The organism is Escherichia sp. GZ89 (assembly GCF_019366485.1).
GTDB classification, from domain to species: Bacteria; Pseudomonadota; Gammaproteobacteria; order Enterobacterales; family Enterobacteriaceae; genus Escherichia; species Escherichia fergusonii.
On record NZ_JAEOHX010000006.1, the window covers coordinates 233444 to 249619 of the forward strand.

The 16176-nt window shown below is 51.0% G+C and carries 15 protein-coding genes; all 15 read right to left on the reverse strand.

All coding sequences use genetic code 11. The annotated features are described in order from the left end of the window. Positions 1-53: 53 nt before the first annotated feature. The 15 genes from pstS to mnmG all read right to left on the reverse strand — a co-directional run bounded on the left by pstS (position 54) and on the right by mnmG (position 15975). Positions 54-1094, reverse strand: coding sequence for a phosphate ABC transporter substrate-binding protein PstS (gene pstS, locus K0335_RS12430; protein ID WP_000867152.1), 1041 nt, complete (start codon positions 1092-1094; stop codon positions 54-56). Positions 1095-1364: 270 nt separating this feature from the next. Continuing rightward, on the reverse strand, positions 1365-3194 hold the full coding sequence (gene glmS, locus K0335_RS12435) for a glutamine--fructose-6-phosphate transaminase (isomerizing) (RefSeq protein WP_000334107.1): 1830 nt from the start codon (positions 3192-3194) through the stop codon (positions 1365-1367). A 161-nt stretch (positions 3195-3355) separates the two neighbouring features. Next, positions 3356-4726, reverse strand: a complete 1371-nt coding sequence (gene glmU / locus K0335_RS12440; RefSeq protein ID WP_000933736.1) for a bifunctional UDP-N-acetylglucosamine diphosphorylase/glucosamine-1-phosphate N-acetyltransferase GlmU — start codon at positions 4724-4726, stop codon at positions 3356-3358. A 275-nt stretch (positions 4727-5001) separates the two neighbouring features. Next, positions 5002-5700 carry a Bax inhibitor-1 family protein gene (locus tag K0335_RS12445; protein WP_000008757.1) on the reverse strand — a complete coding sequence of 233 codons (699 nt, stop codon included), beginning with the start codon at positions 5698-5700 and terminating at the stop codon, positions 5002-5004. Positions 5701-5896: 196 nt separating this feature from the next. Further along, positions 5897-6316: a F0F1 ATP synthase subunit epsilon gene (locus K0335_RS12450; protein WP_001251965.1), complete on the reverse strand. Its 420-nt coding sequence runs from the start codon at positions 6314-6316 to the stop codon at positions 5897-5899. Positions 6317-6336: 20 nt separating this feature from the next. After that, positions 6337-7719 carry a F0F1 ATP synthase subunit beta gene (atpD, locus tag K0335_RS12455; RefSeq protein ID WP_000190506.1) on the reverse strand — a complete coding sequence of 461 codons (1383 nt, stop codon included), beginning with the start codon at positions 7717-7719 and terminating at the stop codon, positions 6337-6339. Between the two features lie 26 nt (positions 7720-7745). Then, positions 7746-8609 (reverse strand): F0F1 ATP synthase subunit gamma, encoded by an 864-nt coding sequence (atpG, locus tag K0335_RS12460; protein ID WP_000896498.1) that lies wholly within the window; start codon positions 8607-8609, stop codon positions 7746-7748. Positions 8610-8659: 50 nt separating this feature from the next. Beyond that, positions 8660-10201 carry a F0F1 ATP synthase subunit alpha gene (atpA, locus tag K0335_RS12465; RefSeq protein ID WP_001176745.1) on the reverse strand — a complete coding sequence of 514 codons (1542 nt, stop codon included), beginning with the start codon at positions 10199-10201 and terminating at the stop codon, positions 8660-8662. Positions 10202-10213: 12 nt separating this feature from the next. Continuing rightward, positions 10214-10747 (reverse strand): F0F1 ATP synthase subunit delta, encoded by a 534-nt coding sequence (gene atpH / locus K0335_RS12470; protein WP_001288587.1) that lies wholly within the window; start codon positions 10745-10747, stop codon positions 10214-10216. Between the two features lie 14 nt (positions 10748-10761). Next, on the reverse strand, positions 10762-11232 hold the full coding sequence (gene atpF, locus K0335_RS12475; RefSeq protein WP_001052219.1) for a F0F1 ATP synthase subunit B: 471 nt from the start codon (positions 11230-11232) through the stop codon (positions 10762-10764). A gap of 61 nt (positions 11233-11293) precedes the next feature. Continuing rightward, entirely contained in the window at positions 11294-11533 is a 240-nt protein-coding gene (gene atpE / locus K0335_RS12480) for a F0F1 ATP synthase subunit C (RefSeq protein ID WP_000429386.1), read from the reverse strand. Positions 11534-11579: 46 nt separating this feature from the next. Continuing rightward, the gene (atpB, locus tag K0335_RS12485) at positions 11580-12395 is read right to left on the reverse strand and encodes a F0F1 ATP synthase subunit A (protein WP_000135618.1); all 816 of its coding nucleotides are present in this window, start codon (positions 12393-12395) and stop codon (positions 11580-11582) included. 8 nt (positions 12396-12403) lie between these two features. Further along, positions 12404-12784: a F0F1 ATP synthase subunit I gene (atpI, locus tag K0335_RS12490; protein ID WP_000116699.1), complete on the reverse strand. Its 381-nt coding sequence runs from the start codon at positions 12782-12784 to the stop codon at positions 12404-12406. 614 nt (positions 12785-13398) lie between these two features. Beyond that, positions 13399-14022 carry a 16S rRNA (guanine(527)-N(7))-methyltransferase RsmG gene (rsmG, locus tag K0335_RS12495; RefSeq protein WP_000932853.1) on the reverse strand — a complete coding sequence of 208 codons (624 nt, stop codon included), beginning with the start codon at positions 14020-14022 and terminating at the stop codon, positions 13399-13401. Between the two features lie 63 nt (positions 14023-14085). Then, positions 14086-15975 (reverse strand): tRNA uridine-5-carboxymethylaminomethyl(34) synthesis enzyme MnmG, encoded by a 1890-nt coding sequence (gene mnmG, locus K0335_RS12500; RefSeq protein WP_000499772.1) that lies wholly within the window; start codon positions 15973-15975, stop codon positions 14086-14088. Positions 15976-16176 lie beyond the last annotated feature (201 nt).

Here is a 16176-nt window from a genome sequence, read left to right on the forward strand (position 1 = left end):
CATTTTGTAATGCCGGATGCGGCGTAAAACACCGCACCCGGCCTGGAGTTTTATTAGTACAGCGGCTTACCGCTACTGTCTTTAATATTGGTCTTCCACGCAGCGCGAACCTGTTCAACCACGCTATCCGGCAGGCTGGCGTAATCCAGATCATTTGCCTGTTTAGCCCCGGTTTTATACGCCCAGTCGAAGAACTTCAGCACTTCTACGCCCTGCTCTGGTTTCTTCTGATCTTTGTGGACCAGAATGAACGTGGTAGAGGTAATAGGCCACGCATCTTCGCCTTTCTGGTTGGTCAGATCCTGAGCGAATGTTTTGCTCCAGTCTGCGCCTTTTGCCGCATTGGCAAAGTTTTCTTCGGTCGGCGAAACAGGTTTACCATCAGCGGAGATCAGTTTGGTGTACGCCAGGTTGTTCTGCTTAGCGTAAGCATATTCAACATAACCAATTGCACCCGGCAGACGCTGAACGAACGCGGCGATACCGTCGTTTCCTTTACCACCCAGACCAATCGGCCATTTTACGGTAGAGCCAGTACCGACGTTGTTTTTCCACTCTTCGTTCACTTTCGCCAGATAGCTGGTGAAGACAAAGGATGTCCCGGAGCCATCTGCACGGCGCACTACAGCAATGTTCTGTGAAGGCAGTTTCAGACCCGGATTCAGTTTGGCGATGGCTTCATCATCCCACTTTTTGATTTTGCCCAGGTAGATGTCGCCGAGGGTTTTACCATCCAGCACCAGTTCGCCAGATTTTAGCCCCGGAATGTTAACCGCCAGCACCACGCCGCCAATTACAGTCGGGAACTGAAACAGACCTTCCTGAGCCAGTTTTTCGTCAGACAGCGGCGCGTCAGAGGCACCAAAATCAACGGTATTGGCGATAATCTGTTTTACGCCGCCGGAAGAACCGATACCCTGGTAGTTAACTTTATTACCGGTTTCTTTCTGGTAAGTGTCAGCCCATTTGGCATACACCGGCGCAGGGAAGGTTGCACCTGCACCTGTCAGGCTTGCTTCTGCAAACACAGAGAAAGCGCTCATCGATAAGGTCGCGGCGACAACAGTTGCGACGGTGGTACGCATAACTTTCATAATGTCTCCTGGGAGGATTCATAAAGCATTGTTTGTTGGCTACGAGAAGCAAAATAGGACAAACAGGTGACAGTTATATGTAAGGTTTATGACAGTTTTATGACAGAGAAGAAAAGTCTTTTTATACAGCTAAAAATCAATAAGTTAGCAGCGATAGTGACAGCAATTTGGCAGAAAAATTTTCTTTCTGTGACAGTTAAAAAATAGCTAAAGATGAGACGATAAGTGAGGGAATAGAAAAATGCCCTGCGAAAGCAGGGCATCTGTGTATTACTCAACCGTAACCGATTTTGCCAGGTTACGTGGCTGGTCAACGTCAGTGCCTTTGATCAGCGCGACGTGGTACGCCAGTAACTGCAACGGAACGGTGTAGAAGATCGGTGCAATCACCTCTTCCACATGCGGCATCTCGATGATGTGCATATTATCGCTACCGACAAAACCAGCATCCTGATCGGCAAAGACATACAACTGACCGCCACGCGCACGAACTTCTTCAATGTTGGATTTCAGTTTTTCCAGCAATTCGTTGTTCGGTGCAACGACGATAACTGGCATATCGGCATCAATCAGCGCCAGCGGACCGTGTTTCAGTTCGCCTGCAGCGTAGGCTTCAGCGTGAATGTAAGAGATCTCTTTCAGCTTCAATGCGCCTTCCAGCGCGATTGGGTACTGATCGCCACGGCCCAGGAACAGCGCGTGATGTTTGTCAGAGAAATCTTCTGCCAGTGCTTCAATGCGTTTGTCCTGAGACAGCATCTGCTCAATACGGCTCGGCAGCGCCTGCAGACCATGCACGATGTCATGCTCAATGGAGGCATCCAGACCTTTCAGGCGAGACAGCTTCGCCACCAGCATCAACAGCACAGTTAACTGGGTGGTGAATGCTTTAGTAGACGCCACGCCGATTTCCGTACCGGCGTTGGTCATCAGCGCCAGATCGGATTCGCGTACCAGAGAAGAACCCGGAACGTTACAGATAGCCAGCGAACCAAGGTAACCCAGATCTTTCGATAGACGCAGGCCCGCCAGGGTATCCGCGGTTTCGCCAGACTGCGACAGAGTGATCATCAAGCTATTGCGACGCACAGCAGATTTGCGATAGCGGAATTCAGAGGCGATTTCAACGTCGCACGGAATGCCTGCCAGCGATTCAAACCAGTAACGGGAAACCATACCGGAGTTGTAAGAAGTACCGCAGGCGAGGATCTGAATATGCTCAACCTTCGACAGCAGTTCGTCAGCGTTCGGCCCCAGCTCGCTTAGGTCCACCTGGCCGTGGCTGATACGCCCGGTAAGGGTGTTTTTGATCGCGTTCGGCTGTTCATAAATCTCTTTCTGCATGTAGTGGCGGTAAATACCTTTATCGCCCGCGTCATATTGCAGATTGGATTCGATATCCTGACGTTTTACTTCCGCACCAGTTTTATCGAAGATGGTTACCGAACGGCGAGTCACTTCGGCAATATCGCCCTCTTCGAGGAAGATAAAGCGACGGGTCACTGGCAACAGCGCCAACTGGTCAGAAGCGATAAAGTTTTCGCCCATACCCAGGCCAATCACCAGCGGGCTACCAGAACGTGCCGCCAGCAGAGTATCCGGGTGACGGGTATCCATAATTACCGTGCCATAAGCGCCACGCAGCTGCGGAATAGCGCGCAGAACAGCCTCACGCAGAGTACCGCCTTGTTTCAGCTCCCAGTTCACCAGATGTGCAATCACTTCGGTGTCGGTTTCAGAAACGAAGGTATAGCCACGCGCTTTTAACTCTTCACGCAGCGGTTCATGGTTTTCGATGATGCCGTTATGCACCACCACAATGTGTTCAGAAACATGCGGATGCGCATTCACTTCTGAAGGTTCGCCGTGCGTCGCCCAGCGAGTGTGAGCAATCCCGGTGCCGCCATGCAGAGGATGTTCTTCCGCTGCCTGGGCCAGCATCTGGACTTTACCGAGGCGACGCAGGCGGGTCATATGACCTTCTGCATCTACAACCGCCAGACCGGCAGAGTCATATCCGCGGTATTCCAGACGACGTAAACCTTCAAGAAGGATTTCTGCTACATCACGTTGCGCGATCGCGCCAACAATTCCACACATAGTTTTTGATTCCGATTTATATCGTTGTCGGTCAACCTGTATGCCCGTTTTTCGGGCGCCCCGAGCCTTTGTAGAGAGTGGGGTTATTTTTATAGTTACTGCTTGTGGGCGGGAGATTATGTTATCTCCTCACCCCATATGGCCGGATTACCCGGCCAGAATTACTTTTTCTTTACCGGACGACGCCAGCCTTCTTTTTGAGTCTGCGGCACACGGCTGATCGCCAGGGCATTTTCACCGACATTACGCGTCACAGTTGTACCCGCAGCAATGGTCGCGCCTTTGCCTACTGTTACCGGGGCCACCAGCTGAGTGTCGGAACCGACAAACACATCGTCGCCTATAATGGTCTTAAATTTATTCGCACCGTCGTAGTTGCAGGTAATGGTTCCTGCACCAATGTTAACGTTATCGCCAATTTCCGCATCGCCCAGGTAAGTCAGATGACCAGCTTTCGAGCCTTTACCCAGACGCGCTTTTTTCATCTCAACGAAGTTACCGACGTGTGCACCTTCCAGCAACTCAGCACCAGGACGCAGACGGGCAAACGGGCCAATGGTACAGGCCGCTGCCAGATTCGCATCTTCCACAACGGTATACGGGCTAATTTCGCAATCATCGCCAATCACGCTGTTTTTAATCACGCAACCGGTGCCGATTTTCACGCGATGACCGAGAGTCACGTTGCCCTCGATGATAACGTTAGTATCAATTTCAACATCGCGCCCGTGAGTTAGCGTACCGCGTAGATCAAAACGCGCCGGATCACGCAGCATAACGCCTGCTAAAAGCAGTTTTTCAGCCTGTTCGGACTGGTAAACGCGCTCCAGACGAGAGAGTTGCAGGCGGTTATTCACGCCTTCTACTTCGCTTAAACGTTGCGGATGAACGGCAACGATTTCACGCCCTTCCTGATACGCCAGCGCAATAATGTCGGTGATGTAGTATTCGCCCTGCGCATTATTGTTGGTCAGTTTAGCCAGCCAGCGTTTCATATCTGCGCCGTTGGCGATCAGAATGCCGGTGTTGATCTCCTGAATCTGACGCTGCTCGTCGGTGGCATCTTTATGCTCAACAATGCCAGTAACTTTGCCGTTTTCGCGGGTAATACGACCATAACCGGTGGGATCATCCAGTTTCACTGTCAGCAGGCCAATGCCGCCCTGCGGTTTAGCATCACGCAGGCGCTGGAGTGTTTCGACAGAGATCAGCGGCACGTCGCCGTAGAGCATTAAAATGTCTTCATCATCGGCAAAGAAAGGTGCGGCCTGCTGCATTGCATGACCCGTACCCAGCTGTTCTGCCTGAAGCACCCAGTTCAGGTTGTCGTCTTTCAGCGCCTGTTTAAGCAGATCACCGCCGTGACCGTAAACCAGGTGAACGTGCGCTGCGCCTAATTCATTCGCAGCATCAATGACATGCTGAACCATCGCTTTCCCGGCAAGGGTATGCAGCACTTTCGGAAGATCGGAATACATGCGCGTGCCTTTACCTGCGGCAAGGATCACTACGCTCATAGCATTATTCAACATACGCGTCCTGACTGTAATTTGAGAACGAATTTAAACCGCTTCACCTTGAAAAAACTACATTTTTTTCATCGTGAAATGGACAGAGGATAAATTGTTCAATAACGGATTATCCCCGCTGACGAAAGTGCCATTTTCGACCATCGTCACGCCTTTTGTCTGCAGAAAATTAAGGCAGTACCTTCATTTAAGCGTCAGGTGGATGTTTTTGCTCTTATTTCGATCAATGAATAAACGGGAAAACCAGCGAATAATTTCGCTGGTTTATACAAGCAGGGTTAATCGCGGGACATGAAAATGCGCAGAACATACCAGAACATGGTAGCGATAGAGGCGAAGAGATGTAGCGCCGCGCCTGCCGGACGATCGGTAGGATAATGATGAATAATATTAGACGTGTCGTACAGCACGAAGCCAGCACACAAAAGCACCATTGCCGCCGAGAACCAGACGCCCAGTGAGAATCCCATAAAAATGCTCGCGATAATGGCACCGAAAGCGATAAAGCCCGCCATGGTTAAAAACGAACGCATGAAAGAGAAATCTTTTTTGGTCGTGAAGGCCGTGAATGTCAGACCACCCACCAGCAATGCTGTGGTGATGCCCGCCGCGCCAATAATTGCTGGATTAATATACGCTGCCAGTGTCAGTAAAGGCGCAAAAATTAACGCTTCTGCCAGTACATATATCCCCAGTCCAATCAGTTGGGTCTGATTAGATTCCACGTTATCTGCCAGACGAGTCGCCAGCATGCTGACCAGAATAAAAGCACCCAGCACCACCAGCCAACCAAATTGACCACTGTTCATCAGTACCCTAAGCATCATTTTGCCAAGCCCACTAAAGATAAACAGCGCGCTGAGAATGATGAACCCGACAACAGCCCCAGCCAGATGCATATAAGCACGGCGGATAAAGGTGGCGCGATCGGTCATCACAACCGGTTGGACACCTTCAAAAGACGTTTTAAAAGACATAGATATGATCCCTCATATAATTACAGAAATAATAATAACAACAGGGACGATATCACTATGGAGAAAAGGAGACAATTAACGACTTAGCAAGATACTAACTTTTTGATGAGTAATAAAATTTATGTATATATCAGCGAAATACATATAAAAAAGCCAGCCTGTTTCCAGACTGGCTTTTGTGCTTTTCAAGCCGGTGTTACATCGCTTTTTTGGTCAACTCGATAACGCGCAGCTGCGCGATCGCTTTGGCCAGTTCCGCAGACGCCTGAGCGTAATCTACGTCGCCGTGAGAGCTGCTAATGTGCTCTTCAGCCTTACGTTTCGCTTCCATGGCTCGCGCTTCGTCGAGATCCTGGCCGCGAATTGCGGTGTCGGCCAGAACGGTCACGTTGCCAGGCTGCACTTCAAGAATGCCGCCAGACAGATAGATAAACTCTTCGTGACCGTGCTGTTTCACGATGCGAATCATACCAGGCTTAATGGCGGTGAGCAGCGGTGCGTGGCCAGGGTAGATCCCCAGTTCACCTTCGCTACCCGTTACCTGGATTTTCTCGACCAGACCAGAGAACATTTGTTGCTCTGCGCTGACGACGTCCAGGTGGTAAGTCATTGCCATATCACCCTCCGATTAAGGCGTTAAAGTTTTTTGGCTTTTTCCACAGCTTCTTCGATGGAACCGACCATGTAGAACGCCTGCTCCGGCAGGTGATCGTATTCGCCTTCCATGATGCCTTTAAAGCCACGGATGGTGTCTTTCAGGGAGACGTATTTACCCGGAGAACCGGTGAATACTTCTGCCACGAAGAACGGCTGGGACAGGAAGCGCTGGATCTTACGAGCGCGCGCTACCACCAGTTTGTCTTCTTCAGACAGTTCATCCATACCCAGGATGGCGATGATGTCTTTCAGTTCCTGATAACGTTGCAGGATGGACTGAACGCCACGCGCGGTGTCGTAGTGTTCCTGACCAACCACCAGCGGGTCCAACTGACGGCTGGTAGAGTCCAGCGGGTCAACGGCCGGGTAGATACCCAGAGACGCGATCTGACGGCTCAGTACCACGGTTGCGTCAAGGTGCGCAAAGGTGGTTGCCGGAGACGGGTCAGTCAAGTCATCCGCAGGTACGTATACCGCCTGTACGGAGGTGATAGAACCAGTTTTGGTGGAGGTGATACGTTCCTGAAGAACGCCCATCTCTTCCGCCAGAGTCGGCTGATAACCTACCGCTGAAGGCATACGGCCCAGCAGTGCGGATACTTCCGTACCGGCCAGGGTGTAACGATAGATGTTGTCAACGAACAGCAGAACGTCACGACCTTCGTCACGGAATTTCTCAGCCATGGTCAGGCCGGTCAGTGCAACGCGCAGACGGTTTCCCGGCGGCTCGTTCATCTGGCCATATACCAGGGATACTTTGTCGATAACGTTGGAGTCGGTCATTTCGTGGTAGAAGTCGTTACCCTCACGAGTACGTTCACCTACGCCCGCAAACACAGAGTAACCGGAGTGCTCGATCGCGATGTTACGAATAAGCTCCATCATGTTTACGGTTTTACCTACACCCGCACCACCGAACAGACCGACTTTACCGCCCTTAGCGAACGGACACATCAGGTCGATAACTTTGATACCGGTTTCCAGCAGTTCCTGAGAGTTTGACAGCTCTTCGTAGGAAGGTGCTGCGCGGTGAATCGCCCAACGCTCTTCTTCACCGATCTCGCCTTTCATGTCGACCGGTTCACCCAGTACGTTCATGATACGGCCCAGAGTCGCTTTACCTACCGGGACTTCGATCGGGTGTTCGAGGTCTTTTACATCCAGACCGCGACGCAGACCGTCGGAGGAACCCATTGCGATGGTACGCACGATACCACCGCCGAGCTGCTGCTGAACTTCCAGCACCAGACGCTCATTACCATTTTGCACCTCAAGAGCATCGTACACGCGCGGTACGGCATCCTGAGGGAATTCGACGTCAACTACGGCGCCGATTACCTGGACAATCTTTCCAGTAGCCATCTTAAATCCTCTACGAAATAACCTGTTTAAACCGCGGCGGCCCCCGAGACGATCTCGGTGAGTTCCTGAGTAATGCTGGCCTGACGAGCTTTGTTGTATACCAACTGCAGCTCTTTAATCAGGCTGCCGCCATTGTCGGTCGCGGCTTTCATCGCCACCATACGGGCGGCCTGCTCGCTGGCCAGGTTTTCAACCACGCCCTGATAAACCTGAGATTCGACATAACGACGCAGCAGGGTATCCAGCAACGCCTTCGGATCGGGTTCGTACAGGTAATCCCAGGATTTATGTTTCAGATCATCATCATCTGATGCCGGTAACGGCAGCAGCTGGCTGATGGTCGGAACCTGAGACATGGTGTTAATAAATTTGTTGCTGACAATGTAAAGCTTGTCCAGACGGCCTTCGTCGTAGGCCTGCAACATCACTTTTACCGGACCGATCAGTTCGGACAGGGAAGGGTTGTCCCCCATGCCGGTGACCTGGGCAACAACATTGCCGCCCACGGAGTTGAAGAACGACACGCCTTTTGAGCCGATCATTGCGAGGTCGCATTGAACGCCTTTGTCGGTCCAGGTCTTCATTTCCGCCAGCAGTTTTTTGAACAGGTTAATGTTCAAACCACCGCACAAACCACGGTCGGTCGACACCACCAGGTAGCCCACGCGTTTAACGTCGCGGTCTTCCAGGTATGGGTGCTTATATTCCAGATTACCGTGTGCAAGGTGACCAATCACTTTGCGCATGGTTTCTGCATAAGGACGGCTGGCCGCCATGCGATCCTGCGATTTACGCATTTTGGAAGCGGCGACCATCTCCATCGCTTTAGTGATCTTTTGCGTGTTCTGGACGCTTGCGATCTTACTACGTATCTCTTTTGCGCCGGCCATGAGCTTCTCCTCAATGCCTTGCGGCCTGCCCTAAGGCAAGCCGCCAGACGTTACCAGGATTGGGTTGCTTTGAAGGAATCGAGGATGCCTTTCAGCTTGCCTTCGATTTCGTCGTTGTAGCCACCGGTCTGGTTGATCTCTTGCATCAACGGAGCGTGATCACGGTCGACGTAAGCCAGCAGAGCGGCTTCGAAGCTGCCGATTTTCGACAGTTCAACATCCGCCAGGTAACCACGTTCTGCTGCGAACAGAACCAGAGACTGCTGCGCAACGGACATCGGCGCATACTGTTTCTGTTTCAGCAGTTCGGTCACTTTCTGACCGTGGTCAAGCTGCTTACGAGTTGCATCGTCAAGGTCGGATGCAAACTGAGAGAACGCTGCCAGTTCACGATACTGTGCCAGAGCGGTACGGATACCACCGGACAGTTTTTTCATGATCTTGGTCTGTGCTGCACCACCAACACGGGATACGGAGATACCCGGGTTAACCGCAGGACGAATACCGGCGTTGAACAGGTTGGTTTCCAGGAAGATCTGACCATCGGTAATGGAGATTACGTTGGTCGGAACGAACGCAGAAACGTCACCAGCCTGAGTTTCGATAATCGGCAGCGCAGTCAGAGAACCGGTTTTCCCTTTCACTTCACCTTTGGTGAAGGCTTCAACGTATTCGGCGTTAACACGCGCAGCACGCTCCAGCAGACGAGAGTGGAGGTAGAATACGTCACCCGGGAATGCTTCACGTCCTGGCGGACGACGGAGCAGCAGGGAGATCTGACGGTAAGCAACAGCCTGTTTAGACAGGTCATCGTAAATGATCAGCGCATCTTCACCGCGGTCACGGAAGTATTCGCCCATTGCGCAACCGGCATACGGCGCCAGGTATTGCAGTGCAGCGGATTCAGACGCGGTTGCTACCACAACGATGGTGTTAGCCAGTGCGCCGTGCTCTTCCAGTTTACGTACCACGTTAGAAATAGTGGACGCTTTCTGGCCGATAGCGACATAGATACATTTGATACCGGAATCGCGCTGGTTAATGATGGCATCGATTGCCAGTGCGGTTTTACCGGTCTGACGGTCACCGATGATCAATTCACGCTGACCACGACCGATTGGGATCATGGAGTCAACGGCTTTATAACCGGTCTGTACCGGCTGGTCTACGGACTGACGTTCGATAACGCCCGGGGCGATAGCTTCTACAGCAGAGAAGCCGTCGTGATCCAGCGGACCTTTACCGTCGATTGGTGCACCCAGAGTGTTAACCACACGGCCCAGCAGGCCACGGCCAACCGGAACTTCCAGGATACGGCCAGTACACTTAACTTTCATGCCTTCGGCAAGGTCAGCGTACGGACCCATAACAACCGCACCTACAGAGTCACGCTCGAGGTTCAGTGCGATAGCGTAACGGTTACCCGGCAGGGAGATCATTTCACCCTGCATACAATCGGCCAGGCCGTGGATGCGGATAACACCGTCACTTACAGAAACAATAGTACCTTCGTTGTGAGCTTCACTCACAACATTGAACTGAGCAATGCGCTGCTTGATCAGTTCGCTGATTTCGGTGGAATTCAGTTGCATGCTCCAGTCCCCTTAAGACTGCAAGACGTCTGCAAGGCGCTCAAGACGACCGCGTACGCTGCCATCAATGACCATATCACCCGCTCGGATGATAACGCCTGCCATTACAGACTTATCGATTTTGCAATTCAGCTTAACTTTGCGTGACAGACGTTTTTCCATCGCAGCAGAAATTTTCGCGAGCTGTTGTTCACTCAACGCGGCAGCGGAAATGACGTCTACCTCAGCGGTAGCCTCACTCACAGCACGCAGGTGAATAAACTGCTCCAGAACATCCGGGAGCGCGTTAAGACGACCATTTTCAGCCATAACCCGAATCAGGTTCTGACCGTTTTCGTCCAGTTGCTCACCACAAACTGCGATAAACGACTCGGCGAGCGTTTCTGGCGCAAGCGCGCCAGAGAGAAGCTCTGCCATTTGTTCGTTTTTGGTTACCTCGGCGGCAAACGCCAGCATGTCCTGCCAGCGTTCTACACTTTGGTGTTCGACGGCAAAGTCAAAAGCTGCTTTGGCGTAGGGGCGAGCTACCGTAATAAATTCAGACATCAGCCCCTCCCTCCTTACAGTTCAGCGACAAGTTTATCCACGATGTCGCTGTTAGCAGCTTCATCCACGGAACGTTCGATGATCTTCTCGGCGCCAGCAACAGCCAGGATAGCAACTTGCTTACGCAGCTCTTCACGGGCACGTTTACGCTCGGCTTCAATTTCCGCCTGCGCCTGGGCCACGATTTTAGTACGTTCCTGCTCTGCTTCAGCTTTAGCTTCGTCCAGAATCTGCGAGCGGCGTTTGTTCGCCTGCTCGATGATTACCTGGGCTTCCGCTTTCGCTTTTTTCAGCTGGTCGGTCGCGCTGGCCTTTGCAAGGTCAAGGTCCTTATGTGCTCGTTCTGCGGAAGCAAGGCCGTCAGCAATTTCTTTTTGACGTTTTTCGATGGCTGCCATTAATGGCGGCCATACGTACTTCATGCAGAACAGAACGAACAGGACAAACGCGATGGCCTGGCCGAGGATTGTTGCGTTAAGATTCACAGCACAATGCCTCTATTTAGTTAACGTTCTGATATTGCTCTTTAAATAAAAGCAACGCTTACTACGCGACAGCGAACATCACGTACAGACCCAGACCTACAGCGATCATCGGGATAGCATCCACCAGACCCATAACGATAAAGAACTGAGTACGCAGCAGAGGAATCAGATCAGGTTGACGCGCTGCGCCTTCCAGGAATTTACCCCCGAGGATGCCGATACCGATCGCAGCACCGATTGCCGCCAGACCCATCATCACAGCGGCAGCCATGTACAGCAGATCCATATTCAGGTTTTCCATGACAGTCTCCAGTTTGTTTCAGTTAAAACGTAGTAGTGTTGGTAAATTAATGTTCTTCAGACGCCATCGACAGATAGACGATCGTCAGAACCATGAAGATGAAGGCTTGCAGCGTAATGATCAGGATGTGGAAAATGGCCCACGGCACATTCAGAATCCACTGTGACCACCACGGCAACAGACCAGCAATCAGAATGAAAATCAGCTCACCGGCGTACATGTTACCGAACAGTCGCAAACCGAGTGAAACTGGTTTGGACAGCAGGCTTACCCCTTCAAGGATTAAGTTGACAGGAATGAACGCCCAGTGATTGAACGGCTGCAGCGTCAACTCTTTCGTGAAGCCGCCGATGCCTTTCATTTTGATGCTGTAGAACAGAATCAGGATAAATACGCCCAGTGCCATAGACAGCGTTACGTTCACGTCCGCAGACGGAACCACACGCAGTGCCGGCAGACCCAGTACATGTTCAGCGATGTACGGCAGCAGGTCGATAGGCAGTAAGTCCATCAAGTTCATCAGGAATACCCAGACGAAAATCGTCAGGGCCAGCGGAGCAATCAGCTTGCTCTTGCCATGGTACATGTCTTTCACGCTACCATTAACAAAGCCGATCACCAGCTCAATCGCGGTCTGAAACTTACCTGGCACGCCGCTGGTCGCCTTTTTGGCTACACTACGGAATAAAACCAGGAACAACAGACCCAGCACCACCGAGAAGAACATGGAGTCAATATTGATTGTCCAGAAGGTGGCTGGGGGGTTATGCGGATCCACCAGCGAGAATGTACGCAGGTCCAGCTGAAGGTTATTCAGGTGGTGTCCTATGTAATCCTGCGGCGTCATATTTTCTGAAGCCATGATGCCTTTTACCCTTTGTTGTTAATTACAGCCGGTGCCAGTATCTGAACCACCAGCACCAAAACCCACGTAACGATCAGCGGCAAGAATACCGCCTTTAAAACCGCCAACGCCACCACCAGTAACACCAACATCGCCAGAACTTTGAAAGCTTCGCCAAATGCGAATGTCCAGGCCACCCGGCCTTTCGCTGGTGTATGTGCCTGGTGACGCCAGGCAAATATCATAAACAAAACGTTAGGCAGAAAGACTGCCAGGCCTCCACTTAATGCAGAGACGCCCCAGAAGGGATCTTTGAGGCTGAACAGCAATCCACTTGCTATCACCACCAGTAACTGAACGAGCAGAAGCTTCCGAGCAACGTTTCGACTCACGAGCGACACAGACATCACGTTTTTCACTCCTGCTCCCTTCGAGGTATGCCGCGTGTCGTATAAAACTTTCTTTAAGGCTTAGAGTCAAGCATCAAAAAGCGGTCAAATTATACGGTGCGTCCCCGTGATTTCAAACAATAAGTAGCCAAAACGTGAATAAATGTTTAAATATTTTTCTCCAGCCCACATTTCTTAGTTTTTAAGAAACTGTGAGCGATCATGCAAATCTGCAAAAGGTGCGTAAACACTGGTGATAAAGCGTGCTTCAGATCACAATTTACGCATCTTCGTCTTTGTCCTGATTATTTACTTAGCTAATGATGCCTTTTCAACTTTTTGATATTTAACCTTAAAAAAGCATTCAGCTTTAAAAACGACTATTACAACCCAAAAACTAAATATTGACTTTTATAATTAATTTTTAACAAAAAAACTGGTTTTCTTAAATGATTTTTAGCCGTCTGATATTTTCGTTACTGACAGAATAAATCTTTGGTAAAAAAAGCCACGTTGTGTTGTTGCAAACAAACAGTGAACATGGCGTTAAGTGTAACGACTTATATCGTCCTGGCATGGGTGTTTTTTTAACAGTTTTGAAACCTGTTTTTCGTCCATATTTTTGATAAAAATTAAATTCTGTTTGGCTTAATCACCACCAGATGACGTTCTCCCTCCAGCCCAGGAACATGTAATTTAACTACCGATTCGACCTGAAATTCTTTTGGTAATGAAGCAATTTCATCTTCTGGTAATTGCCCTTTCAATGCGTAATAACGACCGGATGGCCCAGGAAGGTGGTGACACCAGTTCAGCATATCATCGAGCGAAGCAAATGCACGGCTGATCACGCCATCAAAAGGAGGTTCAGCTGGAAACTCCTCTACCCTACTTTGCACTGGAGTGATGTTATCCAGTTTCAGCTCATGCTGAACCTGACGCAGAAAGCGCACGCGCTTACCGAGGCTATCCAGCAGCGTGAAGTGGGCTTCAGGACGCACGATAGAAAGCGGTATTCCCGGCAGTCCCGGTCCGGTGCCAACATCGATAAAGCGCTCACCTTGCAGATAAGGAGCTACCACGATGCTATCAAGAATATGACGAACCAGCATTTCGTTGGGATCACGAACTGAAGTCAGGTTATAGGCCTTATTCCATTTATGCAGCATATTAACGTAGGCAATAAGCTGATTTTTCTGGTGATCGGTAAGCGAAATTCCTGCATCTTTCAGCAGAGAGGAGAGTTTGTTGAGCACGGTGATTACCTGTTCTGAATGCAGTGGCGGGTAAACAGGTGCTCACCCGCCATTTTTAATGCGTTATGCGCTACGACGGAGCATACCTTGTTTTTTCAACCACACCAGCAGAATGGAGATAGCCGCAGGTGTGACACCAGAAATACGCGAAGCCTGGCCGATAGATGCCGGTTTGTGATCGTTGAGTTTGGCGATCACCTCGTTAGAAAGACCGGATACCTGGCGGTAATCCAGCGTCGCTGGTAGCAGGGTATTCTCGTTACGCTGCTGCTTTTCGATCTCATCTTGCTGACGCGCGATATAACCTTCGTACTTAACCTGAATCTCAACCTGCTCTGCGGCTTGTTCATCAGTCAGCGCTGGTGCGAAAGGTGCCAACGAGGTTAATGTTTCGTAGGTCATTTCCGGGCGACGCAACAGATCCTCACCACTGGCTTCGCGAGAAAGCGGCGAAGTCAGGTGAGCATTCACTTCGGCTACACCTTCTGTCGATGGTGTCACCCATGTTGATTTCAGGCGTTGACGCTCACGTTCGATGTTTTCTAACTTCTCGTTAAAGCGCGCCCAACGTTCGTCATCCACCAGACCCAGCTCACGGCCCATTTCGGTCAAACGCAGGTCAGCGTTATCTTCGCGCAGCATCAGACGATATTCCGCGCGCGAGGTAAACATACGGTACGGTTCTTTGGTACCCAGTGTGCACAGATCGTCGACCAGCACACCGAGATATGCCTGGGAACGCGCCGGTGCCCAGCCTTCTTTGTCGGCGGACAGACGAGCGGCATTCAGGCCTGCCAGCAAACCTTGTGCAGCGGCTTCTTCATAACCGGTAGTGCCGTTAATCTGACCAGCAAAGAACAGCCCCTGAATAAATTTGCTTTCCAGCGTCGGTTTCAGATCGCGCGGATCGAAGAAGTCATACTCAATGGCATAACCCGGACGCACAATTTTCGCGTTTTCCATTCCCTTCATGGAACGGACAATTTGCATCTGTACATCGAACGGTAGGCTGGTGGAGATACCGTTCGGATAAATTTCGTTGGAGGTCAATCCTTCCGGCTCAAGGAAGATCTGATGCTGATTTCTGTCGGCGAAGCGCATGACTTTATCTTCGATCGACGGGCAGTAGCGTGGACCGACACCTTCGATCACCCCAGCATACATCGGACTACGATCGAGGTTACTGCGGATCACGTCATGGGTTTTTTCATTGGTATAAGTGAGATAACACGGTACTTGTTGCGGGTGTTGTGCCGCATTACCCATAAACGAGAATACCGGCATTGGGTTATCGCCATGCTGTTGCGCCAGCACGCTAAAGTCGATGGTTCGAGCATCAATACGCGGCGGAGTCCCGGTTTTCAGACGACCAACACGCAGCGGCAGTTCACGCAAACGGCGAGAAAGCGGAATAGACGGCGGATCACCAGCACGGCCACCGCTGTAATTATCCAGACCGATATGAATTTTACCGTCCAGGAAAGTCCCAACGGTGAGCACCACAGCTTTAGCACGGAACTTCAGTCCCATTTGGGTAACAGCACCGACCACGCGATCGTTTTCGACAATAAGATCCTCAACCGCCTGCTGGAAGATCATCAGGTTCGGTTGGTTCTCCAGCGCTGTACGTACCGCCTGACGGTAGAGCACACGATCCGCCTGAGCTCGGGTAGCGCGAACCGCTGGCCCCTTGCTTGCGTTTAGTATCCTAAACTGGATACCCGCCTGATCGATCGCTTTCGCCATCAGACCGCCGAGTGCATCCACTTCTTTAACCAGATGTCCCTTCCCAATACCGCCGATCGCCGGGTTGCAGCTCATCTGTCCCAGAGTGTCGATATTGTGTGTCAAAAGCAGAGTCTGTTGACCCATACGCGCCGCAGCCATCGCGGCCTCGGTGCCTGCATGACCCCCGCCAATGATGATGACGTCAAAAGGATCCGGATAAAACATGGTGATTGCCTCGCATAACGCGGTATGAAAATGGATTGAAGCCCGGGCCGTGGATTCTACTCAACTTTGTCGGCTTGAGAAAGACCTGGGATCCTGGGTATTAAAAAGAAGATCTATTTATTTAGAGATCTGTTCTATTGTGATCTCTTATTAGGATCGCACTGCCCTGTGGATAACAAGGATCCGGCTTTTAAGATCAAC